Source organism: Trichococcus sp. ES5 (genome assembly GCF_900067165.1).
GTDB lineage: Bacteria > Bacillota > Bacilli > Lactobacillales > Aerococcaceae > Trichococcus > Trichococcus flocculiformis.
In genome coordinates, this window is the sequence record NZ_FJND01000003.1 from 145,472 (window position 1) to 169,684 (window position 24,213).

Sequence of the window (24,213 nt, forward strand, 5' to 3'; positions counted from 1 at the left end):
CTCCGTTTGGCGAGTCTAAGTAAAATAAGGAGGTGCAGAGAATATGTACGCAATTATCAAAACTGGTGGTAAACAATTAAAAGTTGAAGTTGGTCAAGCGATCTACATTGAAAAATTAGATGCTGAAGCTGGTGATAAAGTAATTTTTGATGAAATCGTATTTGTAGGCGGAGAAGAAACTAAAATTGGCGCTCCATTCGTAACAGGTGCTTCTGTAGAAGGCACTGTTGAAAAACAGGGCAAAGAAAAGAAAGTCACTACTTTCAAATACAAGAGAAGAAAAGATACACACCGTAAGCAAGGTCATCGTCAACCTTATACAAAAGTAATCATTGACGCAATCAACGCATAAGAGTGTGAATAACCATGATTGAAGTGAAATTTAAAGAAGATGACCATGGCAACCTGCTTTCTTTCGAGATTACGGGACACGCCGGGTATGGGATAGAAGGCGAAGATATCATCTGCGCTGCTGTTTCTGTACTGGCCATCGAAACTGTGAATAGCGTTGAACGTTTAGCCGGCTATCAGATGCTTGTTGATGAAGCGGATGAAGAAGGCGGGTATCTCTATGCGGAAATACTTTCCGAAAGGGAAGCGGAACAGCAATACATTACGCAGATTTTACTGAAGCATCTATTCTACTCGTTGGAGGATGTCGCTCAGGCATATCCAGATTATGTGACCATAAACATGCAATAAATACTGTACTACTTAATAAGGAGGTGCAAACCACATGTTGAAATTGAATCTACAATTGTTCGCCCACAAAAAAGGGGGCGGATCTACTACCAACGGACGTGAGTCCCAATCCAAACGTTTAGGCGCTAAACGTGCAGACGGACAAACAGTAACTGGCGGATCAATTTTGTACCGTCAACGCGGAACAAAAATCCATCCAGGTACTAACGTCGGTATCGGTGGAGATGACACTCTATTTGCAAAAGTTGACGGTGTCGTTCGTTTCGAACGTTTAGGCCGTGACAAAAAACAAGTTTCTGTATACCCTACAGCTAAATAATACTTGTACTTTTGCCGATCAACCAATTACATACACACAAAAAACCTTGCGGGGGCAAATGATCAATCACTTCCTTCGCAGGTTTTTTTGTATTTTAGATAAAGACAAAAAGTAAGGGACGGTGAACGACTTGAAAGCAACAAATGTTGAGAGTCTTTTCGGATTAATGGATGAAGCCATCACATTGCTTCAAACGGAAGCGGAGCTTACATATATAGAAGCGTTATCCGAAACGTTGGAAAATCTTTCCTTTGAAGCAAAAGCACAACAAGTGGAAGGCTTGCCTTCAATCGAGGCAGTTGAACGCTTGAACAGCCTCTACAAAAAGATGAATTTGGATGCATTGGATAAGGAAATTATCCGCAAGAGCATCCAACTGACTTTCATCAAGGCAACAAAAGAAGACAAGCTCCAGATGAATCATCAAATGACACCAGACACGATCGCCTATCTGATCGCATATTTTATCGGAGAAATAAAAAAAGATAAAACAGAAAAACTGCATGTTTCAGATTTGGCTGCAGGAACAGGAAATCTTCTGAATATCGTCGTGGCGCATTTGACCAGCAGGGGAAATGAAGTGACTGCAGAAGCAGTTGACAATGATGATCTGTTGATCAGTGTTGCGGCCAACAGCGGAGCCTTGCTGGGATTTTCGGAAAAAATCCATTACACCCACTCGGACAGCCTGCAGGAACTGCTGATTGCGCCTTCTGATATCGTAGTATCCGATTTTCCGATCGGGTATTATCCGGTTAATGAGCGCGCAAAGAACTACCAAACAGCTTTTCCGGAAGGAAATTCTTTTGCGCATTTCCTAATGTTTGAACAAAATGTGAACTATTTGAAAGAATCCGGTTGGGGGATATTTATCGTTCCATCCGACATTTTTGAAACAGATAAATCATCTGTGCTAATTGGATGGTTGAAAGAAAACGTTCATATACAGGCTTTCTTGAGTCTTCCGGCGGATCTGTTCCATAAAAATGGTATGAAAAAATCAATCATTATTGTTCAAAAAATTGGTGAAAAATCTCTTCAAGCTGAACAAGTGCTTTTGGGGGAAATTCCAGATCTTAAAAACGCACAAAAGATGCAATCTTTCCTGGATATTTTCCACAATTGGAGCGCAAAGATGATATAATATTTATTAGAGATATAAGAAAAATCAGACAATTTAAAGGAGAGAAAAAAATGTCAAAAATCATCGCTATCAATGCTGGTAGCTCAAGTTTGAAATTTACTTTATATGCAATGCCTGAAAAGGACGTTCTTGCAACCGGGATAATCGAAAGAATCGGTTTGAACGATTCTGTCTTCACCATCAAACACGGGGAAGGCCAAAAATTCCAGGTAATCGAAGACATCATGAACCACGAAATTGCAGTACAGAAATTACTTGACCAATTATTGGCATTAAACATCATTTCAAGCTACGACGAAATCACAGGAGTCGGCCACCGCGTCGTTGCGGGCGGAGAAATATTCAAAGACTCCGCGCTTGTGGATGAGCGTGTCCTGGAACAAATCGAAGAATTGGGAGAATTGGCACCGCTGCATAACCCAGCCAACGCTACCGGCATTCGTGCATTCAAAAAATTGTTGCCTGAAATCACAAGTGTTGCTGTATTCGATACTTCATTCCATACAACAATGCCGAAAGTAAACTACCTATACAGTATTCCGATGGAGTACTATGAAAAATATGCTGCTAGAAAATATGGCGCACACGGAACGAGCCACAAATACGTAGCCGAACGCGCTGCTGAAATGTTGGGAAGACCGATTGAAGAGTTGAAAATCATTACTTGCCACATCGGTAACGGCGGTTCCATCACTGCTGTCCAAGGCGGGAAATCAATCGATACATCCATGGGCTTTACGCCACTGGCAGGTATCACGATGGGAACTCGTTCAGGGGACATCGATGCATCATTGATTGCCTATTTAATGGGTAAACTAGGTATCACTGATATCAATGAATTCGTTGACATTCTGAACAAAAAATCTGGCCTTTTGGGACTTTCCGGCGTATCAAGTGATATGCGCGATGTTGAGGCAGAAGCTGAAAAAGGCAACGAGCAAGCTCAAATTGCTTTGGATATCTTCCATAATCGTATCATTAAATACATTGGACAATATGTTGCAATCATGAATGGTGTTGATGCGATCGTCTTCACAGCCGGCGTCGGTGAAAATTCTGCTCCTACCCGCAAAATCATCATTGATGGTATTTCATGGTTCGGTTGTGAAATCGACGATGAAAAGAACAATGTCCGGGGTGTTGAAAGAATCATTTCTACTGATGATTCAAAAGTGAAAGCATTATTGATTCCTACAGATGAAGAATTAATGATTGCTCGCGATGTCGTTCGTTTCAGCGAAAAATAATCATTTGAAATAAAAAATCCGTTATGCCGATGTTTCGGCATAACGGATTTTTTCATGCCATCAAATTTGATGGCTAGCTTCACGGGTTAGCCCTTCGGAAAAAAGAATAAGGAACCTCTTGTCTCTGCGAGCCAAGACATACTGTTCGACTTGTCATGGTTCTTGCCATCTTTGATGGCTTAGAAACATGATACAACTGACTGGTACGGTCACGTTGATTCCTTTGTTTCGGAAGTCTCTCAGCAATTGCGCTCTTCGATGCTCATTTGCATGGGACTCTTAGGTATTCATCCCTTAGAGCCCCAGTACAAGGTGACCGTAGGGAACGTTGCGTGGACAGATTTCCTAAATTGTCATGACTCTTGCGATTTCAATCGCTTATTCCTGTCATCAGGCCATCCAACTGGTCTCGCAGTGAGGCCCTCTGATGTCGCACTGTGACATCAGAGTACTTGACCGATTAGGTCACAGTGTTTCCTTAATCAGGGCTGAACGAACCCGTTCAGCTTTTCTTAGTTTTGGGTTTGTTCTCGAGGTCAGTCCGGACTACCAACACATCGCAAGGTGCGTTGCGGATGACATACTCGGATACTGAGCCTATGAAAAGTCTCTCGATGGCATTAAGACCAGTCGCTCCAATCATAATTAGATCCACACCGTGTTCGGCAGGCAAATCTTTTGCGATGATCGCTTTTGGAGAACCATATTCGATGACTGTTTGAACATCTGTAATGCCTTCATTCGTCGCATAGATTTTGTATTCTTCCATCAACGTTTTGGATTGACGGACAATCTCATCTGTAAAGCTACCCTCGAAACCTGTAGGGGTCTGGATGGCTCTTGTGTCGATAATATGAGTGATGATGATGGCTGCTTTATTCCGTTTGGCTACTTCCACTGCCTTACGGAAAGATAATTCTGATTCTCTGGATCCGTCAACCGGTATCAAAATCTTCTTATACTCTTGAAACATATTAACCACTCCTCTAAACTAGTATCGCTTACAAGTTTATTTTACTTCACTTTCCTTAAAAATGAAAGCGCATGCGATTTTTTTCGGTAATTTATTGATCAGTGGCTTTGATCTTTCATCATGCCGGCCAAGCGGATGCTGAAGAGTGCTGTATACCCTGAGGAGATCAGCACGGCAAATACATAAAGCAGGGTACTCCTGAAGAAAATCGTCAGGAGGCAGAGAAATCCGATCAACATGTACAGAGCTCCGCCATTACGGAAAAAGAGCCAGATCTGCTGGCGTTGTTGTTCCGTGATCCGGTCCGGAGCCAATACGAAAACAGTGGGGCCTTTCAACGTCATGAAAAGGCCGGTCGAAACCAGCAGTAATGAAAAAAGGGCAATCAACAATTCTAACAATATGCATCCTCCTTAAAGGAATTGTGGGATAAGAGCTCAAGTAGTACTTTTACGTGCTTTTAAATCTGCAAAAAAAGCTGCTCAATGAGCAGCTCCAAAAGTATAAAACTTTATTAGAAATCCGATGGTGCCGGTGAGTATATTCTACTAGTTTTGAACCCGCATATAAGCAGGTGGGCTCCAATATCCAGTCTCTAACTACCAAATGATAAGGCGTGTTATCCACCGAAATAAACAGGATCCCAAGGTAGTAATAAATTGTTCGGTCAACACATTGAGAATATGTCGAACACCTCAGAAATCTATATACGTATAGTAGCATACTAATCAATTGTTGGCAAGCAAAACACATGGAACTGAGTCCGGAAACATAATGGCGACAATGGGTTAAACGCTACCAACAAATCATCAAGAATCTTTGTTGAAGCGGTGCTGCAATTGGTTGGCCAAGGCTTGCTCGTATTTGCCCGTTGCAGCCGGCTCGTAGTAGCGTCTACTCTTCAGCGAGTCTGGTAAATACTGTTGTTTGACCCAGTGGTCCGGGAAATCGTGCGGATATTGATAACCGATGCCGCGGCCTAACTTATTTGCCCCGCTATAATGGGCATCACGCAAGCTATCCGGTATGTCGCCGGACTTTCCGGCGCGCACATCCGCCAGTGCGCTATCCAAGGCAAGATAAGCCGAATTGGATTTCGGGGAAAGGGCCAGATCAACGACAGCATTTGCCAGGGGAATCCGAGCTTCCGGCAAACCTAACTTTTCTGCAGCCTGAACGGCCAAAACGGTCCGAGCCACAGCTTGAGGATTGCCTAGGCCGATATCTTCGTAGGCGCAGACCATCAGTCGTCTGCAGGCGATCAGCAATTCGCCGGCTTCCAGCAGCCTGGCAAGATAATGCATGGCTGCATCGACATCACTGCCACGGATCGATTTTTGGAATGCCGAGATGACATCATAATGGGCATCGCCATTCTTATCGTGAACCAGGGCTTTCTTTTGGATGCACTCCTCAGCGATGTCCAAGGTGATATGGATCGTTCCGTCCGCATCAGGTTTAGTGGATAAGGCAGCCAACTCCAAAGCATTCAGCGAACCGCGGACGTCTCCCATCGTACTCCTGGCGAAATGGAGCAAGGCGTCTTCCTCGATCAGGATCTTTTCTTTTCCCAATCCGCGCTTTTCATCCGCAATGGCACGTTCCAGTGCCTGTATGACGTCTTGAGTAGTAAGGGGCTTCAATTCAAAAATTTGGGTCCGGCTCCGGATAGCAGGACTGATGCTGATATATGGGTTTTCGGTGGTGGCGCCGATCAGAATGACCTGGCCGCTTTCAAGGTGCGGCAAGAGAAAATCCTGCTTGGGTTTATCCAACCGATGCACCTCATCCAACAAGAGGATGACCTGGCCGGAAAATTTGGCTTCTTCCACGACGATCTGCAAGTCTTTTTTTGTGTCGGTTGCGGCGTTCAACTGACGGAAAGCCGAATGGGTCGATCCGGCGATGGCGCTCGCAATGCTGGTTTTACCGATTCCCGGTGGGCCATACAATATCATGGAAGAAAGCATCTTCGCATCGACCATGCGACGGATGATTTTATTTTCGCCGACCAGATGACTTTGACCGATGACTTCGTCAATGTGGACGGGACGCATACGGTATGCTAAAGGTTGTTTCATGATTCTCCGCTCCTTTTTCTCTACCCATTATATGCCATCTGATAAAGAAGAACAAACATTCGCCCGATTGTTTTTTGAAGAATTCTGAAAATTGATTGAAAAGAAAGACAGGCAACATCTTTACTATTTACAAGCAGAAAAGCTATAATGAATACATTGAAAATTGGAAGCAGAAAGTGAGCGTACATAATGACGGATTTCAAAGAGATTATTCTAACACACAAATTATCGGCATTATTTTCGAAAGCCTCTTTTGGAATCGAAAAAGAAAGCCAAAGGATAACGGACGAAGGCACAATCGCCAAAACTAATCATCCGACAATATTCGGGAATCGCAGTTTCCATCCGTACATACAGACTGATTTCGCGGAGAGTCAACCGGAATTGATCACTCCACCGATGCAATCGATCGAAGAAATGCATGAATGGCTGATGGCTATCCATGACGTTGTTCTGCGGTCTTTACCCGAAGGTGAATACCTGTTGCCTTGCAGTATACCACCTGCTATGCCGGCAAGTGAAGAAATTAAGGTAGCCAAATTGGACAATGAGAGTGATATCGCTTATCGGGAATATCTAGTATCAGTGTACGGAAACAAGAAGCAGATGGTCAGTGGCATTCATTTCAATTTCGAATTGAATCCTGTACTTATCAAAGAGCTTCATCAGCTTTCCGGTTCCGTCAGGACGCTTAGGGAGTTCCAATCGGATGTATACTTGAAGATGGCTCATAATTTTATTCGTTACCAATGGATCATGACCTACCTTCTGGGCGGATCGATATCAGCTGACCGTTCGTACTTTGAAAAAGAATCACAGCATGATCTGCCGTTGGATCAGTATACAAGAAGTATCCGCAGCAGCAAGTACGGATATGTCAATAAAGCGGACGTGCATGTTTCTTTTGAATCGATTGATGCCTATGTGCAGGATATCGAAAAAATGGTGACAACCGGTAAGCTTATTGCCGAAAAAGAATTTTATTCCACTGTCCGTTTCAGGGGGGCCAACAAAGCGCGTGATTTGCTGACGAACGGAATCGCCTATCTCGAATTCAGGCTGTTCGATCTGAACCCATTTGCTGAGTTTGGCATGCATAAAGAGGATATGTACTTCATCCATTATTTCTTGCTCTATTTATTGTGGATCGATCAGGATGCCAGTGAGGCAGAGATGCAGCTCGGTAAAGAAATGAATTACAGCACTGCTTTGGAGAATCCTTTGCAGCCATCCGCATTCCAAGCGGAAGGACTATCCGTCCTGGAAGGTATGCTGCAGATGCTGGAAGCGATCGATGCAGAAGAGAAAATCAGCGCAATCGTCAAAGAAAAAATCGAAGCATTCCAAAATCCGGAGAAAACAGTGGCGGGCCAGATGGTCAAGGCATTGGAAGCGGGAGAGGACAAAACGGCTTGGGCCGCTTCCTTGGCCAAGAAGTACAAAGAGGCTGCCTGGAAACGTCCATATGCTTTGAGGGGATTTGAGGACATGGAACTCTCCACGCAAATCCTGATGTTCGATGCCATCCAAAAAGGTTTGAAAATCAACATGCTTGACCGTTATGACCAATTCATCTCGCTGACTTACAAGGACCATCGCGAATACGTGAAGAAAGGCAATATGACGGCAAAGGACAGCTATATCGGTCCGCTCATTATGGAAAACAAAGTCGTCACCAAAAAAATATTGGCGGAGAACGGATTCGCGGTGCCAGACAGCGGCGAGTATCATTCTGCGGCAGCAGCTCTCCGTGATTATTCCATCTTTGCCGGGAAAGGCATCGTCGTCAAACCAAAGACCACGAACTACGGGTTAGGGATTTCCATTTTCAAGGACGGCGCAACATTTGAAAACTACGAGAAAGCGGTTCGCATCGCATTTGAAGAGGATGAAGATATATTGGTTGAGGATTTCTTGTCCGGAACCGAATACCGATTCTTTGTCATCGGTAATGAAACAAAAGCTGTCTTATTGCGTGTACCCGCCAATGTGGTAGGCGATGGCAGACACACGATCCGTCAATTGGTTGAGGAGAAGAATAAAGACAGTCTCCGTGGGAAAAATCACCGGTCTCCATTGGAGCTGATAGCGACCGGTGAGCTCGAAAAATTGACGATCCAAGGACAAGGCTATACCTTTGACAGTATCCCACCTGAAGGCACGATGGTCCGTCTGCGGGATAATTCAAACATCAGCACCGGCGGCGATTCGATTGATTTTACGGATCAGATGGATGACAGCTACAAGCAATTGGCTGTACAGATGGCAGCTGCACTGGGCGTTGCAGTCTGTGGAGTGGATATCATCATCCCGGACCATTCAGTCCCAGCCACGAAAGTGGAACCAAACTATGGGGTGATCGAAGCGAACTTCAACCCAGCCATGCTGATCCACATTTATCCTTACCAAGGGAAGAGCCGACGTTTGACGATGGAAATCCTGCGGCTGTTGTTCCCGGAAATGCAGCTGGAGCAAGTGTGAAGAGTAGGGGGAGCCTCATGAAAAAATCATTTCTGAGAATTGCCGGCCATACTACAATTGCCGTCATCATGCTGTACGGATACCTGATTACGAAGGCATTCAGCAATTGGGGGCAACTGTTGTCGTTTGATCCGATTCTCATTCCCATGTTGTTGGTCGGCCTTTTCTTATCCATCCATGTGCATATTTTTCTTCATGAAGCGGGACATTTTATCTTCGGAAAACTGAGCGGCTACCGGCTGGTCAGTTTTCAAGTCAGGCGATTTAAGTACAGTCAAGCGGATCACAGCCTGCATCATATGCAGACTGCCTCGCCTTTACTGGCGGGCCAATGCTTGATGGCGCCACCCAAAGGGGACTATGCGGAATTGCCATATCGCAGCTATCTGCTGGGGGGCATCATGGCAAATGCATTGACGGGGACAGTCTTGTACAGCTCGGCTTTTTTGATGGAACTGAAACTAGGCTTTCTGTTCGTTTTGTTCAGTTTTGTACCCATCTGGATGGCTTTCGCGAACCTGCTGCCGAAAGGGCAGAATGATGGAGCCGTACTGAGGGAAGTAAGTCAATCGTTGGTCGCGCGCAAGCTCCTGTTCCAACAATTGGAAATGGCACAGCTTATCGAAGGCAAAGTCCCGTTTGCGGACCTGCCGGATACCTATTTCGAAAGTATAAATGATGCTCAGTATCAAAAAACTTTCCTGATCGACTACTTCTTCATGGTCGCGTATGCCCGCGCTCTTGATGGCCTGGAATTTGAAGAAGCCGATTCATTGTTGCAGGCTTTTTCAGCCAACCGTCCAGTAGAAGAGTCGGTCTATTGGCCCGTTTATATGTTGGAATCTTTGTTTTGTGATGTGCTGTTCGGTCGGCTCGCTGATGCAGAGGAAAAATACATTCAAATACAAGCCCAGCCATTGTTGAAAAGGCATTGGTTCGGGAACCGCAGAATAAGGGCGTCCTATGCATTTTTTTGCCTTGTCGATGTTGAAGCAACAAAAAAATTACTTGAACAGGAGCAAGCAGCTGCCATGGATCCCACTCCGGAAACGGATGCCAACATCGAACTGCGCCTGTACCGTTGGCTGAAGAGTTATTTTGAAAACTAGAAAGACAAGTGAAAGAAAGAAGGTAACAAATTGATCTATTTCGACCATGCCGCTACCACGCCGGTGCGCCCTGAAGTTGTGGCAGTCATTCAGGAATCGCTTATCGAAGATTACGGGAATCCTTCCAGCACCTATGCGCTTGGAAGACGAACAAGACAGCATATCGACCAAGCACGCAGAATTTTTGCGTCATCCGTCAAGGCGGATCCGGCTGACATCATCATCACAAGCTGCGGTACTGAATCAAACAATACCGCAATCATACCGACTGCGTTGGCTTTGGAAGGGAAAGGCAAACATCTGATCACTTCTGCAACGGAACACCACGCAGTCCTGCATCCGATGCATTATCTGGAAGAGCTAGGCTTTGAGGTGACGTATCTGTCTGTTGACGATACCGGGAGAGTAACTTTGCAATCCGTGATGGATGCGGTTCGCGAGGATACAATCCTGGTCTCATTGATGTATGCAAACAACGAGGTGGGCAGCATCAATCCGATTGCCGAAATCGGTTCATTTTTAGCGGAGAAGAACATCCTCTTCCACACGGATGCGGTTCAGGCATTTGGCAGCGAGACAATTGATGTTAGGCAACAGCACATCGATCTGTTGTCCGTTTCCGCGCATAAAATCAACGGACCTAAAGGTATCGGATTTTTATACCGCAAAAATAGCCTGCATCTGCCTAATTTCATCCATGGCGGCAGTCAGGAAAACGACCACCGTGGCGGTACGGAAAATACGCCTTATATCAGGGGATTTGCCAAGGCCATCGCTCTGATGGAAATCGAAAGGGAAGAGACCAACCACAAAAAACGTGGACTGGGTAATTATTTTCTGAGCGAATTAGAAAAGAGCGGAGTCCCATTTGAATGCAATGGCGTTTATCCTGAAGGGGTTCCCCATATTCTGAACCTTTGGCTGCCGGGTATGAGATCCGACAAAATGCTGATCCAGTGCGATCTAAAAGGAATCATGGTGGCAGCAGGATCGGCCTGTACAGCTGGTAGCCTTGAACCGAGTCACGTTCTGGAAGCAATGTACGGAAAAGGGAACCCTCGTGCAACGGAATCCCTGCGCATTTCGTTCGGACCGGATAATACAACTGATGAGGCAGACACATTGATCGCATTGCTGAAAAGCATCCACAACAAGCAATACAAGAACGGCTGAACGGAAGAAAAAAATATGTTATGATAGAGAAAACGTTATCTTGGAGGACTGCAAATGGCATTCGAAAAAAATGTATCTTTAAAGGGATCCGGCAAAACCTTTCAATTGAATGAACAGGTGAAGCGCTACACTTTGCGCGACAATGGCTTTGAAGAAACCAAAAACGGCAATTTTCAAATGGTCCGCGATTTGGACAACAGCGTGCTGCATAAGCAAGGGATCAAAGTGAAGATTGTCGTCGCTGCCGATCTGAAAACTTTGAAAGTTTCCACAACGACAAGCAACGGATTGCAGATGGTGGATGTTTATGGCAAAGCAACCATGGCGGCTGCGAAAGAGCAGTTGGAATATATATTGGACAGTCTGGTCGAAAATGGCGTCCTGGCTGAAGTGACTGAATGACCAGACTCTTTTAAGAGTCCGATAATGGCTAAGGACCGGTTCTGTAAGAGTAATTCTTACGACCGGTCTTTTTGTGGCAAAATCAAAAACTCTTTCGGATCCATGTGCACAAAAAAAACACTGCACACTATAAATGCGTTAATATTATTACATTAAACGCTGTTTTTTTCATTCCAATTCCTATGAAATATGATATACTTATTCAGAATCGCACAAACAATTCGGGAGATGAAGAAAGTGGAACAAAAATATCAAGGCGCAGCCATGACTACAGTTGACAAGAGCGCCCTAAAGAAGTCAGACTTATTTGAGACTTCACCAGTAAAGTATTTCATCAGATGTATGCTTGCGGGTATGTTTCTGACGTTGGGGACATCAATCGCTGTGATGGTGGCTGAAAAGGCAGAACACATGCTGCCCGGTAGCGGGAAATTTTTCTACTCATTCATGTTTGCATGGTCGTTGGTCATGATCAATTACATGAACACAGAATTGGGTACATCCAACATGATGTACATGACGGCAGCCATTTATCGCAAGGTATTGGTACCAAAAAGGGCTTTAGCAATTTTATTCGCTTGTATTCTATTCAACCTTATCGGTGGTACGATCGCATCATTCATTATGTCATTCACGAACATTTTCCAAGATTTGCCGGCTGAGCACTTCCTTTTCCATGCAGTGGAAGGCAAGTTGATCAAAACGCCTATCCAGATGGTAGCCGAGGGTATTTTCGCAAACGTCATCGTAAATACGACTGTATTCGTGAGCGCCCATATGAAGGATGACGCCGGCAAACTTTTCTCGACCATCTTCATCATCTTCATCTTTGCATTTTTAGGCTTTGAGCACGTTATCGCTAACTTCTCTTCCTTCAGTCTTGCGTTTTTCGCATTCGGCGGCGCTTTGCCAGGGATGACGGTCGGCAGCGTTCTGACGAACTGGTTTTTCGCTATGATCGGAAATTACATCGGCGGCGGCTTGCTCATCGGTTTGCTTTATGCGTGGATGAACAAAGATTCCGAAGTATACGTAGACTAAGCTTCACAACTTAAAACGAGAAGGATCCTGATGCTGGATCTTTCTCGTTTTTTTCTGCGGATAAACAATAGAAAGAAATGTAATTTTGTTCGCTTTTCAGGGAGTTTGCTTGTATCAATCGGTGATTATCCTTATGGAAGGTTGACAAAAGCGAAGATTATCTGTATTGTTTTACTGTTATTTGTAAACGGAAATAAGTCATGCTAGCCGATTGTCGCAAGCGGCTGATAGATAGAACGAAATGTGATGAAGGAGGATTTTTTTATGAAATTGCTTGAAGAGCGCATATTGAAGGATGGTATCGTGTTGGGCGATAACGTGTTGAAGGTGGACAATTTCTTGAACCATCAGATCGATCCGGTATTGATGCAACAATTGGGGGATGAATTTGCACGGTATTTCGCCGATAAAAAAATTACCAAGATTCTGACTGTGGAAACATCGGGCATCGTGCCTGCGGTGTTCACAGGATTGGCATTGGGAGTGAAGGTTGTTTTTGCGCGAAAACAAAAGAGTCTGACGATGAAAGACAATCTGTATTCGGCCACTGTCTACTCCTTCACAAAAGATGTCACCAACGAAATTACAATTTCCAAACAATATCTTGACGAGAACGATCATGTCCTCATCATCGACGACTTCTTGGCGAATGGACAGGCAACAAACGGCTTGATGGAAATCTGCAACCAGGCAGGAGCGGAAATCGCCGGTGTCGGTATCGTCATCGAGAAATCCTTCCAAAAAGGCAGAAAAATTTTGGAAGAGCAAGGTATGGATGTTTATTCATTGGCGCGCATCAAATCCTTTGAATCTGGAACAGTCCAGTTCATCGAAGAATAGCAAGTCCGGAAGACAGACACGTTCTGTCTTTTTTTGTTCCTCAGAATCATTCCATTTCGCCTCAATATCTACACAAAGCCTTTGGGAATTGTGGTAAAATGTTAAATATATATGAGATTATGAGCGCTATCTTAATGAGGAGGTTCAATAATGAGAATCGAAACACAATGTTTACACGAAGGGTACCACCCAGGGAACGGAGAGCCAAGCGCGCTCCCGATCTACCAAAGCACCACTTACAGATATGACTCGACGGAACATATCGGAAAATTATTCGATTTGACGGCTGCCGGACACATGTATTCGCGCATCTCAAATCCTACTGTTGCAGCTGTGGAAGAGAAAATTGCGGCGATGGAGGGTGGCGTGGGGGCTTTGTGCACAACTTCCGGGCAGGCAGCCACTATGATCAGCTTGATGAACATCCTGAAGGAAGGCGATCATTTCATCAGCACCGCCTCCATTTATGGCGGAACCATCAATCTGTTTGCCGTAACCTTGAAGCGTTTCGGGATCGAATGCACCTTTGTCGATCAGGAACTGCCCGAGGAAGAAATACAAAAAATGTTCAAACCGAACACGAAGGCCGTATTCGGCGAAACCATCGCAAACCCAGCCTTATCAGTTCTGGATATCGAAAAATGGGCAGCGATTGCGCACAAAAACAACGTGCCGTTGATTGTGGACAACACGTTCCCGACTCCATACCTTTGCAGACCGTTTGAGTTTGGAGCGGATATCGTGGTCCATTCCACCTCGAAATACATGGATGGCCATGCAGTGCAGATGGGTGGGGTCATTGTCGACAGCGGCAATTTTGACTGGAAGAACGGCAATTTCCCAGAATTCACCGAACCGGATGAATCCTACCATGGCATCGTCTATACGAAAAGCTTTGAGAAAGCTGCGTATATCACAAAAGCACGGGTACAGATGATGAGGGACATGGGGGCATACCCAACCGCCAATGCTGCCTTCTTATTGAATCTTGGACTTGAAACCCTCCCTGTGAGGATGGACAGACATTGCAGCAATGCCTTGAAAGTCGCTGAATATTTCAAAAAATCCGAAAAAGTCGAATTTGTGAATTATCCGGGCTTAGAAGGAGACAAGTACCACGAATTGGCGAATAAATATTTGCCGCTCGGAACGTGCGGCGTCATTTCGCTCTCCATCGAAGGAAGCAAAGAAAATGCCATCAAATTCATGGACAGCCTGAAGCTGGCGTCCAATGAAGTTCACGTGGCCGACATCCGGACTTGTGTGCTCCATCCGGCAAGTTCGACCCACAGACAGCTGACCGACGAGCAATTGGCGGCAGCAGGCATTACACCGGGCCTGATCCGCTTTTCGGTAGGGCTTGAAAACGTGGATGACATCATCGAAGACATCGAGCAAGCATTGGCCCATCTGAATCTGGATGCGAAGCCTTATACAGTCTGATCAAAAGTTTACCTGAAGATGAAGCAGAAATCCTCCCAAGGTTTTCTGCTTTGTTTTCTTTATTGCGAAAGTACTTTTGCAGCTTGGTGAATATGAATAGAAAGGAAGTGAAGGAATGGCGTACAACAACAAAACGGCACTTATCAAATGGATTGCGATCCTCACAATGACGATCGACCATATCGGCTACTATCTGTTCCCCTCATTGCTTTTTCTGCGAGTTGTCGGACGCATCGCTTTCCCTTGTTTTTTGTACACAACCGTGCAAGGGGTAAGGGAAACGCGTGATTTCCGCAAGTATCTGCTGCGGCTGGTCGTGACGGGGCTCGTCAGTATGCCGATAACCGCCCAAACAGGGAATGTCTTCAATATACTTTTCACCCTGACACTTTTTGCCTTATCGATCAAAGATTACCGTTTCATCTTGCCGGCAATCTTTTTGGTCCAGTTTACGGAATACGGCTTGTATGGCTTTTTGATGGGGTGGACAATCTATGTGCTTTCGGAAAAACATGTCGGAGCGGGAATCGTTTTGTTTTTATTGGTGAATGCTCTGCAATTCCCCTCGTTGCAGGCACTCGCTGCAGTGTCGCTCATTCCCATGCTTCTTCCGGTCGCTTTCCCGGTCAGACCGTTGCCGAAATGGGCCGGATATGCCTATTACCCTATTCATCAAGTTATCCTGATGCTTATCGCCAGGCTGATGTGACTGTCGGGTTGGATGCGAACAGGCGAGAAAGCTTGAAATATGCGCCGGGATGGTGTAAACTGTTTTTTTGTATCGGGTTTAACTTATATATTGTAAGAAGTGATAAAATACACAAATAAAGTAAGGGTGTGATAGGCATGCAAGACAATTCAAAAATACGCGTGGTGGTCGGAATGAGCGGTGGCGTTGACTCTTCTGTCACAGCATTGCTTTTGAAGGAACAAGGCTACGACGTCATCGGCATTTTCATGAAGAATTGGGATGATACGGATGAATTCGGATTCTGTACGGCAACGGAAGATTACAAGGATGTTCAGGCTGTCGCACAACAGATCGGGATTCCTTATTATTCCGTCAATTTCGAAAAGGAATACTGGGACAAGGTCTTCCAATATTTCCTGGACGAATACAAGAAAGGACGGACACCGAATCCGGATGTCATGTGCAATAAGGAAATCAAATTCAAGGCTTTCCTGGATTATGCGATGGAACTGGGCGCGGATTATGTCGCAACCGGGCATTATGCACAAGTCGTCCGTGACGAAGACGGCACCGCTCATCTGCTCAGAGGAGTGGACGACAACAAGGACCAAACCTATTTCCTGAATCAGCTTTCCCAAGAGCAACTTTCCAAAACGATGTTTCCGCTGGGCGGGATCAAAAAGCCGGAAGTGCGCCGCATCGCTGAAGAAGCGGGTTTGGCGACTGCCAAGAAAAAAGATTCGACAGGCATCTGTTTCATCGGCGAGAAGAACTTCAAAGAATTCTTGACGAACTTTCTGCCGGCGATCCCGGGTAAAATGGTCACTTTGAGCGGCGATGTGATGGGTGAGCATGCCGGATTGATGTACTATACGATCGGGCAAAGAAAAGGTTTGGGAATCGGAGGCGGCGGGGAATCCGATGATCCGTGGTTCGTCATCGGCAAGGACTTGGCGACCAACACGCTTTACGTGGGCCAAGGCTACCATCATGAGAACCTGTATGCCGACAGTCTGGATGCGACTGATATCCATTTCACATCCGAAGTGAAAAAACCATCCGTCTTCACCTGCACGGCTAAATTCCGTTACCGTCAACAGGACACTGCAGTCACTGTCTACCTGAACGAAGACCAAACGACTGCCCGTGTGGAATTTGCGGAGCCGGTCCGCGCCATTACACCAGGTCAAGCAGTTGTATTTTATGATGGCATGGAGTGTCTGGGTGGGGGAACGATCGACAAGGCCTATCAAGCCGACCGTGTCCTGCAGTATATTTAGAGGGAAAGAAAAAATAAGTGAGAGGCCGGTTTTTTCTCCGGCCTCTCTTTAATTTGGGCGCGAATTGTGGTATCGTTCTTAAGGAATCTTATAACAAGTCTGAATAGTCAAAAAAGGGAGGGGATCATCCGGATGGATACAGAACAAGGCTATATCGTCGGAGAAATCAAAGCGATTTTCTTTGAAAACGCGAGTAATTTCTACAAAGTCATGCTGATTTCAGTCAATGAATCGAATCTCCCGCAAAAGCATGATGAAATTGTTGTGACGGGAAGCTTCGGGCAGATAACCGAAGATACAGCTTATCGCTTTTTCGGTGAGGTCGTGGAGCACCCAAGATACGGCGTCCAATTCCAAGCCAATTCCTATCAACAGGAAAAACCCACCTCCAAGAACGGGTTGATTGCATTCTTGTCGGGGGAACGTTTCCCGGGAATCGGGAAACGGACTGCGGAAAAAATCGTGGAAACTTTTGGCGAGGAAGCGGTCGACGTCATCCTTGATGACCCGGAAGCTCTGAAAAGCATCAGCGGCATGACGCCCAAAAAAAGGGAAATGATGCGCGATGTGCTGATGCAGACGCAAGGAACCGAGAAAATCCTGATCGCATTGGGTAACTATGGCTTCTCCAATAATCAGGCAGCGAATATCTTTCATTTCTACCGCACTGAAACGCTGACTGTCCTAAATGAAAATCCTTACCGACTGCTCGAGGATATCGAAGGCATCGGCTTCAAGAAAGCCGATCAGCTGGCGGAGGAGTTGAACTTCGCTCCGGATCACAGCAGCCGTCTGAAAGGCGGCCTGATAGCGACGCTGCAGGAACTTTGCCTGTCGAACGGAGATACCTATGTCGATGGGACCGTCTTGCTTGAGCGAACAATCCACTTGCTTGAACAAAGCCGGCGCTTCATTATCGAAGATGCACCAGTAATCGAAGCGTTGATGGAAATGGTCATGGACATGAAAGTGGTCGAGGATCACAGCCGCTTTGCCATCCCGTCCCTTTATTTCGCCGAAGAAGGCATCGCATCATCGATCGACAGACTGCTGAAACGGAAAACAAAAATTGCTTATCCGGGAGTGAATTTGGATCTGGAAATCGAGAATCTGCAATCCAATCTGCAGATCCGCTATGGGGCCTCCCAAATCGAAGCGATAAAAGCAGCTTTGCTTTCACCGTTCTTCATCCTGACAGGTGGACCCGGTACTGGTAAAACGACCGTTCTCAAAGGGATCGTGCGCATGTTCTCCGAATTGAACGATCTGCCGGAAGACCCTAAGGATTACAAAGGCGGACTTTTCCCGATTTTGCTTGCCGCTCCGACCGGCCGTGCCGCAAAAAGGATGCAGGAGACGACAGGTCTGCCCGGCAGCACGATCCATCGCTTGCTGGGTTTGACGGGCCAGGAAAAGGAATCCGAAGAACTTTATACGCAAGAGTTGGAAGGCAAGCTGTTGATCATCGACGAAGTTTCGATGGTGGATACGTGGCTGATGCATCGACTCTTGAAATCCGTTCCGCCTGGTATGCAAGTGCTGTTTGTGGGGGATAAGGATCAATTGCCTTCAGTCGGTCCAGGCCAGGTGTTGTTCGATCTTCTGAACTGCAAAGCGTTACCGCAGGTCGAGCTGAATGAGATATTCAGGCAATCCGGAGATTCATCGATCATCCCGTTGGCGCACGAAATCAAGAACGGCATCCTCCCGCGCGATTTCCGCAACAATCAAGGGGACCGCTCGTTTCTGCCTTGCCAAACGCATCAGATCGAGCCGGTGATCCGGCAAGTCGTCGAAAAGGCGAAGTCAAAAGGGTTCACTGCAAAGGATATCCAGATTCTGGCGCCGATGTACAAAGGAGCTGCCGGCATTGATGCCATCAATACGATGATGCAGGAGATCTTCAATCCAAAAGGGAACAAGAAAAGACGGGAAGTCGCTTTTTTTGATGTCGTCTATCGGGTAGGCGACAAGGTGCTTCAGTTGGTGAACCAACCGGAAAATAATGTCTTTAATGGGGATATGGGTGAAATCACTGCCATCCAATTCGCCAAGGAAACGGAAGAGAAGGTCGACCAGATCACGATCCTGTTCGATACCGTGGAAGTCACTTACAATCGAAACAATTGGAATAAGTTTGTTTTGGCTTACTGTTGTTCCATCCATAAATCGCAGGGCAGCGAATTTACGATGGTCATTCTGCCGATGGTGAAACAGTACGGGCGGATGCTGCGCCGAAATCTGCTTTACACAGCCATCACCAGGAGCAAAAGCAAATTGATTTTGTGCGGGGATTATGAAGCTTTCGAAACGGCAGTCGTAAGCACTGGCGATATCCGGAAAACGATGCTGCATGAAAAACTGGAGCGCAACCTGAACAATGACAAGGTCTTCACTGCGGAAGAGTCTGCAAAGGACAAGGAAGCGAAGGCGCCCGGTACCGGGATTGAAGTTGCTGAACCGATCACCGAAACAACTGCAGAACCCGCAACCCAAAAGCCAGAAAAGAATGCGTCCCCAAATATATTACCCGTCTACCAATTGACGATCGAACAGATCTCCAACGGGAGCATCGATCCGATGATCGGCATGGGAGATGTAAGGCCGGAAACTTTCATGAGTGAAAAATAATCCGGGAAAAGTCCGCAGACAATGAATAATTTGTCTGCGGACTTTTCAGCTGTCAGAAAATCAATCAGCGCAGCATGCTCCGATCAAAGTCGCATCCAAATTCGGTAGGCTCAGCAAAAGAAATAAGCTACTCGCCGGATCAATATTCTGCTATACTGACAGTAAAGCATGTTACTGGTTTTCCAATACAGCTACAAGAAGAGAGTGGTATAATGGAACTATTTGATCAATTGATGAATCCGAACTGGAAGAACATTCCGATGGAGCACAAGCTCGTTTTGGCCAGCAGTGTCGTCCGTTATTTTGTGAACCCCCTGTTGCCTGTCGCGAATATCCAGCCGGTGTATTATCAAATGGGCGGAATCAAGACCGAGACATTTACAGTGGACATCAACGGAGCGGCGTTTGTTTTTGTGCCTGGGCACAAGGAGGCAGTCCTCGGATGGGACAGCGGAATCAATGGCCTGGACCCGTTGGATATCAGCTCCGACAGGAAAGAGATGTACCTTGCCATCGAAAATTGTCTTAAGCTTTCGGTTCAAGGCGCTGAGTTTCTGCATGACGATCATTGGATGAAGAAGAAAATCGGACCAATTCATAATTTGGAAGAATTGGAAGATTTGGTCAACAGTCAAATGTCTCAACTCCGGACAACAGAAATTCCGCCTTTATTGGTGGAAGTCAGTCCGAATTATGTGGGCATGACGAAAGTCGGGGATTATGCAGTCATAAATGGGAAATTTGAAGGCCAGAGCGATTGGTTCAGTATACACGAAAAGGACATTCATCAAGCTTTGATGCCGAGCGCAACTGGATCTTCGGTATTTGCGGATTTTCCGGCGCATCTGGTTCAAAATGACTCCTTCTTCCTGAGACAGAACGAAGATTTAGATTCATACACAGTTTTCGCGCCTTGCCAGACTACCTATGCAGAGATACGCAAGCAATTGGAGAAGGATGGCATGGGACTTTTATCCAGCAATGAGTGGGAATATTGCTGCGGGGCATCGACCCGCAGGCTTTTCCGTTGGGGCAATCAGTTGCATCGCAACCTGTTTGAACCGGAAGACAGTCATCTCTACAAAAAGAACATGTTTGGTCTGGAAATTGCGAACATGGGTTGGGGCCCGGAACTTGTCGAAGACGGGTTGTTGGTAAAGGGTGGTTGGATATCCATCCAAGCCGAGAATATATTGGAGAAACTCCTGCCGTATGCTACTTATTATGAAAACCATGCGGATGCTTTAAACGAGAAGCAGCAAGAGCCTTTGGCACCCGGATATTACTGTGCAAGACGTTCCATCCGCATAGAAATGTAACCTGTTCCGCTTTTCTGAAGAACAGCTTGCATGCGGCTGTAATTTTGGTTATACTAGTTTTTGATTGAAGCAGAGGATATACAAATGGATAACAAAAGAGAGTTTCCGCTTGGTGAAAGGAAACGCATCCGTTTATGCTCCCTTTGCGTGAATTATAGTAGAAATACTATCGCTTCCAGCGTTAACGGATCCGAGAGGTAATGAATGATCAAAGCATTTCATTGCAAACAAGGTGGTACCGCGTGATTCGTCCTTGTATGCAGTGGGATGTTTTTTATTTTTGTTCACTCAAAAAAAATAATGAAGAGAAAAGGAAGGTAACAATGAAAAATCTGACAAGCAGTGACATCCGTCAAATGTATCTTGATTTTTGGGCAACAAAAGGGTCGAAAGTGGAACCGAGTGCTTCGCTGATACCGGTCAACGACCCTACGCTATTATGGATCAACTCAGGAGTAGCGACATTGAAAAAGTATTTTGATGGCACATTGATTCCTGAAAATCCGCGCATCACCAATGCCCAAAAGAGCATCCGTACAAACGACATCGAAAATGTCGGGGTGACCGCAAGACACCATACTTTATTTGAAATGTTGGGGAATTTCTCGATCGGGGACTACTTCAAAGAAGAAGCAATCCCTTGGGCTTGGGAATTCCTGACTGACGAAAAATGGTTGGCGTTCGATCCAGAACTGCTTTATGTCACTTACTATCCTGAAGACACAGATACGAAACGCATTTGGCAGGAAAAAGTCGGTTTGCCGGAAGATCATATCGTTCCGATCGCGGACAATTTTTGGGATATCGGGGAAGGACCATGCGGACCGGATACGGAAATTTTCTACGACCGCGGACCATCCTTCCAGGATTTGCCTGACGGGGATCCTGAAATGTATCCGGGCGGAGAAAATGAACGCTACCTTGAAATCTGGAACCTTGTGTTCTCTGAATTCAACCACAAACCGGACGGCACCTATGAGCCGTTACCGCACAAGAACGTCGATACGGGGATGGGTCTGGAGCGCGTCACGAGCGTAGTCCAAAACACACCAACCAACTTTGAAACGGATCTGTTCATGCCAATCATAAAAAAAATCGAGACGTTGAGCGACGGCAAGAAGTACGGCGAAAACAAAACATTGGATATCTCTTTCAAAGTCATCGCCGATCATGTCCGCGCCGTCAGTTTTGCGATCGGGGACCGTGCCTTGCCGTCCAATGAAGGCCGTGGCTACATTTTGCGTCGTTTGATCCGCCGCTCGGTCATGCATGGGCAAAAATTGGGCATCGAAAAATTGTTCCTGAACGAATTGGTTCCGGTTGTGGCAGATGTTATGGAATCCTATTATCCAGAAGTAAAAGCGGACCAGGATTTCATCATCAAAGTCATCACAAATGAAGAGCAACGTTTCCAGGAAACGATCCACGAAGGGATGGACATCCTGAACAGCGTCTTTGAAGAGATGAACGAAAAGGGCGAAACGGCCGTAAATGGCAAGAACGCCTTCAAACTGTATGACACATACGGCTTCCCGTTGGAACTGACGAGCGAATATGCTGAAGAAAAAGGCTTCACAGTTGATACAGAAGGATTTAACCAAGAGATGCAGGAGCAACGGAACCGCGCCCGTGCAGCAAGACAAGTGGAAGACTCCTTCTCTGTGCAATCTCCGGTATGGGCTGAAGTGTTGGTTCCAAGCACGTTTTCCGGATATGCACAAACAAAAATTTCGTCTGAGCTTTCAGTGATGGTCGCGGATGACGAAATCGTCGAAAAAGCAGCTGCAGACGATCGCGTTCAGATCATTTTCCGTGAAACGCCTTTCTATGCAGAAATGGGTGGTCAAGTTGCGGATAAAGGAACGATCGAAACCGAAACGGGTGAAGTGATCGCAGAAATCGAAGATGTCAAACGCGCTCCAAATGGCCAAACGATGCACATCGCGCGTGTCCTGACGGAAATCCATTCGAACGAAACCTATGTCCTGCACGTGGATGAAGCCCGCAGAAGAAACATCACGAAAAATCATACAGCGACGCATTTGTTGCACCAAGCTCTGAAGGATGTTTTGGGCAATCATGCCAACCAAGCTGGATCGTTGGTGAATCCGAACCAACTTCGTTTTGACTTTACGCATTTCGGCCAAGTAACTGCAGAAGAGTTGGTGCGGATGGAAGAAATCGTGAATGAAAAAATTTGGGAGAGTCTGCCAGTCGTTACTGTCGAAACAACCATCGATAAGGCAAAAGAAATGGGTGCCATGGCTTTGTTCGGCGAGAAATACGGTAAAGAAGTCCGAGTAGTCGATGTCGGAGGCTATTCAGTCGAACTTTGCGGAGGAGTCCATGTTCAAAATTCACAGGATATCGGCGTCTTCAAGATTTTGTCCGAATCCGGGATCGGTGCGGGCGTTCGACGTATCGAAGCAGTGACCGGACAGGCAGCTTATCAGTATTTCCGTACAAAAGAAGCTGAGTTGAACGAAGCGGCGCACCTTCTGAAGGCTCAACAAACAAAAGAAGTGGCCGGTAAAATCAATCAGCTTAAGCAGGAAATGAAGGAAATGCAAGGCGAAAATGAGTCTTTGAAAGCCAAAATCATGAATGCCGAAGCCAAAGACCTCTTTGAGAACGTGGAGACCGTCAACGGTGTCACGTACATTACCTATGAAACAAAGAATCAAGATATGAATGCCTTGCGTCAATTGGCTGACCAATGGCGTCAAAAGGCTGTCTCTGATCTTTTCGTGGCAGCTTCAGCTACAGACGGCAAAGTCAATATGCTGGCTGCAGTTTCCAAAGGCAAGTTGGAACAAGGCCTGAAAGCCGGCGATCTGATCAAGACGCTCGCTCCGTTTGCTGGAGGCAAAGGCGGCGGACGCCCGGATATGGCACAAGCAGGCGGCAATAACCCAGCAGGCATCCCGGATGCGCTGAAACACGTTGCAGTCTGGATCGCTGACAATACAAAATAAGCATCCTTTCCTAGGGGGCGGCATCCACATATGGATGCTGCCCCCTTTTTGGACATATAGGAATTTATAAATTTTTTTCAACTCAGAAGTGCATTACCGTAGGTGTTTCACAAGTTTGCAACATGTTTCATGCATCTAAACTGATGTCCAGCTTCACGGGTTAGCCCTTCGGAAATTAGATAAATCTGTCCTATTGCGCTCTTCGATGCTCAGTCGGACAGATTTCCTAAATTTCTTTCAGGGCTGAACGAACCCGTTCAGCTTTTCTTACACAATCTGTCTGCAACAAAATGCGGAATATACTGACAGGAGGGGGAGCAGAAAGGTCATGAAGCCGATCTGAGGAATGACAACGGCATTTC

The 24,213-nt window shown here is 46.0% G+C and carries 20 protein-coding genes, 1 other RNA gene and 1 other annotated feature (1 of these 22 running past the window's edge); of the genes, 17 read left to right on the top strand and 4 right to left on the bottom strand.

The genetic code is table 11. The annotated features are described in order from the left end of the window. Positions 1–27 (top strand) — a sequence feature (ribosomal protein L21 leader region) (it extends 47 nt beyond the left edge of the window). A gap of 16 nt (positions 28–43) precedes the next feature. The 5 genes from rplU (at position 44) to TES5_RS04245 (ending at position 3,412) form a co-directional block, all read left to right on the top strand. After that, a complete protein-coding gene (gene rplU, locus TES5_RS04225) occupies positions 44–352 on the top strand; it encodes a 50S ribosomal protein L21 (protein ID WP_068560124.1) in 309 nt (102 codons plus the stop codon). Positions 353–366: 14 nt separating this feature from the next. Then, on the top strand, positions 367–702 hold the full coding sequence (locus tag TES5_RS04230; RefSeq protein WP_068560126.1) for a ribosomal-processing cysteine protease Prp: 336 nt from the start codon (positions 367–369) through the stop codon (positions 700–702). 34 nt (positions 703–736) lie between these two features. Further along, the gene (rpmA, locus tag TES5_RS04235) at positions 737–1,021 is read left to right on the top strand and encodes a 50S ribosomal protein L27 (RefSeq protein ID WP_068560128.1); all 285 of its coding nucleotides are present in this window, start codon (positions 737–739) and stop codon (positions 1,019–1,021) included. Positions 1,022–1,151: 130 nt separating this feature from the next. Continuing rightward, entirely contained in the window at positions 1,152–2,165 is a 1,014-nt protein-coding gene (locus TES5_RS04240; RefSeq protein WP_143148196.1) for a class I SAM-dependent methyltransferase, read from the top strand. A gap of 50 nt (positions 2,166–2,215) precedes the next feature. Then, positions 2,216–3,412, top strand: coding sequence for an acetate/propionate family kinase (locus TES5_RS04245; RefSeq protein WP_068560131.1), 1,197 nt, complete (start codon positions 2,216–2,218; stop codon positions 3,410–3,412). Positions 3,413–3,914: 502 nt separating this feature from the next. Here the strand turns inward: TES5_RS04245 and TES5_RS04250 are convergent. From TES5_RS04250 to TES5_RS04265, 4 genes are all read right to left on the bottom strand, one after another. Further along, positions 3,915–4,385 carry a universal stress protein gene (locus TES5_RS04250; protein WP_068560133.1) on the bottom strand — a complete coding sequence of 157 codons (471 nt, stop codon included), beginning with the start codon at positions 4,383–4,385 and terminating at the stop codon, positions 3,915–3,917. A gap of 98 nt (positions 4,386–4,483) precedes the next feature. Beyond that, positions 4,484–4,786 carry a hypothetical protein gene (locus TES5_RS04255; RefSeq protein WP_068560135.1) on the bottom strand — a complete coding sequence of 101 codons (303 nt, stop codon included), beginning with the start codon at positions 4,784–4,786 and terminating at the stop codon, positions 4,484–4,486. A 114-nt stretch (positions 4,787–4,900) separates the two neighbouring features. Beyond that, positions 4,901–5,090: non-coding RNA, 6S RNA (gene ssrS, locus TES5_RS04260), on the bottom strand. A gap of 104 nt (positions 5,091–5,194) precedes the next feature. Continuing rightward, positions 5,195–6,466 (bottom strand): replication-associated recombination protein A, encoded by a 1,272-nt coding sequence (locus TES5_RS04265; RefSeq protein WP_068560137.1) that lies wholly within the window; start codon positions 6,464–6,466, stop codon positions 5,195–5,197. 189 nt (positions 6,467–6,655) lie between these two features. Between TES5_RS04265 and gshAB the strand changes: the two genes are divergently transcribed. The 12 genes from gshAB (at position 6,656) to alaS (ending at position 23,851) form a co-directional block, all read left to right on the top strand. After that, positions 6,656–8,947, top strand: a complete 2,292-nt coding sequence (gene gshAB, locus TES5_RS04270) for a bifunctional glutamate--cysteine ligase GshA/glutathione synthetase GshB (RefSeq protein ID WP_068560139.1) — start codon at positions 6,656–6,658, stop codon at positions 8,945–8,947. A gap of 17 nt (positions 8,948–8,964) precedes the next feature. Next, complete coding sequence (locus tag TES5_RS04275; RefSeq protein ID WP_068560142.1) at positions 8,965–10,056, top strand: zinc metalloprotease; 1,092 nt, start codon at positions 8,965–8,967, stop codon at positions 10,054–10,056. A 30-nt stretch (positions 10,057–10,086) separates the two neighbouring features. Continuing rightward, a complete protein-coding gene (locus TES5_RS04280; protein WP_068560145.1) occupies positions 10,087–11,229 on the top strand; it encodes a cysteine desulfurase family protein in 1,143 nt (380 codons plus the stop codon). Positions 11,230–11,283: 54 nt separating this feature from the next. Beyond that, positions 11,284–11,631 carry a cysteine desulfurase gene (locus tag TES5_RS04285; protein ID WP_068560148.1) on the top strand — a complete coding sequence of 116 codons (348 nt, stop codon included), beginning with the start codon at positions 11,284–11,286 and terminating at the stop codon, positions 11,629–11,631. Between the two features lie 264 nt (positions 11,632–11,895). After that, positions 11,896–12,672: a formate/nitrite transporter family protein gene (locus TES5_RS04290; protein ID WP_068560417.1), complete on the top strand. Its 777-nt coding sequence runs from the start codon at positions 11,896–11,898 to the stop codon at positions 12,670–12,672. 264 nt (positions 12,673–12,936) lie between these two features. Then, positions 12,937–13,512: a xanthine phosphoribosyltransferase gene (locus TES5_RS04295; RefSeq protein WP_068560150.1), complete on the top strand. Its 576-nt coding sequence runs from the start codon at positions 12,937–12,939 to the stop codon at positions 13,510–13,512. Positions 13,513–13,662: 150 nt separating this feature from the next. Continuing rightward, the gene (locus TES5_RS04300) at positions 13,663–14,955 is read left to right on the top strand and encodes an O-acetylhomoserine aminocarboxypropyltransferase/cysteine synthase family protein (protein WP_068560153.1); all 1,293 of its coding nucleotides are present in this window, start codon (positions 13,663–13,665) and stop codon (positions 14,953–14,955) included. A gap of 115 nt (positions 14,956–15,070) precedes the next feature. Beyond that, positions 15,071–15,664 (top strand): TraX family protein, encoded by a 594-nt coding sequence (locus TES5_RS04305; RefSeq protein WP_068560156.1) that lies wholly within the window; start codon positions 15,071–15,073, stop codon positions 15,662–15,664. A 137-nt stretch (positions 15,665–15,801) separates the two neighbouring features. Then, positions 15,802–16,926, top strand: coding sequence for a tRNA 2-thiouridine(34) synthase MnmA (mnmA, locus tag TES5_RS04310; protein WP_068560159.1), 1,125 nt, complete (start codon positions 15,802–15,804; stop codon positions 16,924–16,926). Positions 16,927–17,058: 132 nt separating this feature from the next. Further along, the gene (locus TES5_RS04315) at positions 17,059–19,557 is read left to right on the top strand and encodes an SF1B family DNA helicase RecD2 (RefSeq protein ID WP_068560162.1); all 2,499 of its coding nucleotides are present in this window, start codon (positions 17,059–17,061) and stop codon (positions 19,555–19,557) included. A gap of 212 nt (positions 19,558–19,769) precedes the next feature. Next, positions 19,770–20,876 carry a DUF7278 family profilin-like fold-containing protein gene (locus TES5_RS04320; protein WP_068560165.1) on the top strand — a complete coding sequence of 369 codons (1,107 nt, stop codon included), beginning with the start codon at positions 19,770–19,772 and terminating at the stop codon, positions 20,874–20,876. Positions 20,877–21,199: 323 nt separating this feature from the next. After that, the gene (alaS, locus tag TES5_RS04325) at positions 21,200–23,851 is read left to right on the top strand and encodes an alanine--tRNA ligase (RefSeq protein WP_068560168.1); all 2,652 of its coding nucleotides are present in this window, start codon (positions 21,200–21,202) and stop codon (positions 23,849–23,851) included. Positions 23,852–24,213: the final 362 nt, after the last annotated feature.

What these genes read in the sequence shown, in the direction of transcription:
- rplU (WP_068560124.1), top strand. Translation starts at nt 44, where the DNA reads ATGTACGCAATTATCAAAACTGGTGGTAAACAATTAAAAGTTGAAGTT.
- TES5_RS04230 (WP_068560126.1), top strand. Translation starts at nt 367, where the DNA reads ATGATTGAAGTGAAATTTAAAGAAGATGACCATGGCAACCTGCTTTCT.
- rpmA (WP_068560128.1), top strand. Translation starts at nt 737, where the DNA reads ATGTTGAAATTGAATCTACAATTGTTCGCCCACAAAAAAGGGGGCGGA.
- TES5_RS04245 (WP_068560131.1), top strand. Translation starts at nt 2,216, where the DNA reads ATGTCAAAAATCATCGCTATCAATGCTGGTAGCTCAAGTTTGAAATTT.
- TES5_RS04250 (WP_068560133.1), bottom strand. Translation starts at nt 4,385, where the DNA reads ATGTTTCAAGAGTATAAGAAGATTTTGATACCGGTTGACGGATCCAGA.
- TES5_RS04265 (WP_068560137.1), bottom strand. Translation starts at nt 6,466, where the DNA reads ATGAAACAACCTTTAGCATACCGTATGCGTCCCGTCCACATTGACGAA.
- gshAB (WP_068560139.1), top strand. Translation starts at nt 6,656, where the DNA reads ATGACGGATTTCAAAGAGATTATTCTAACACACAAATTATCGGCATTA.
- TES5_RS04275 (WP_068560142.1), top strand. Translation starts at nt 8,965, where the DNA reads ATGAAAAAATCATTTCTGAGAATTGCCGGCCATACTACAATTGCCGTC.
- TES5_RS04285 (WP_068560148.1), top strand. Translation starts at nt 11,284, where the DNA reads ATGGCATTCGAAAAAAATGTATCTTTAAAGGGATCCGGCAAAACCTTT.
- TES5_RS04290 (WP_068560417.1), top strand. Translation starts at nt 11,896, where the DNA reads ATGACTACAGTTGACAAGAGCGCCCTAAAGAAGTCAGACTTATTTGAG.
- TES5_RS04295 (WP_068560150.1), top strand. Translation starts at nt 12,937, where the DNA reads ATGAAATTGCTTGAAGAGCGCATATTGAAGGATGGTATCGTGTTGGGC.
- TES5_RS04300 (WP_068560153.1), top strand. Translation starts at nt 13,663, where the DNA reads ATGAGAATCGAAACACAATGTTTACACGAAGGGTACCACCCAGGGAAC.
- TES5_RS04305 (WP_068560156.1), top strand. Translation starts at nt 15,071, where the DNA reads ATGGCGTACAACAACAAAACGGCACTTATCAAATGGATTGCGATCCTC.
- mnmA (WP_068560159.1), top strand. Translation starts at nt 15,802, where the DNA reads ATGCAAGACAATTCAAAAATACGCGTGGTGGTCGGAATGAGCGGTGGC.
- TES5_RS04315 (WP_068560162.1), top strand. Translation starts at nt 17,059, where the DNA reads ATGGATACAGAACAAGGCTATATCGTCGGAGAAATCAAAGCGATTTTC.
- TES5_RS04320 (WP_068560165.1), top strand. Translation starts at nt 19,770, where the DNA reads ATGGAACTATTTGATCAATTGATGAATCCGAACTGGAAGAACATTCCG.
- alaS (WP_068560168.1), top strand. Translation starts at nt 21,200, where the DNA reads ATGAAAAATCTGACAAGCAGTGACATCCGTCAAATGTATCTTGATTTT.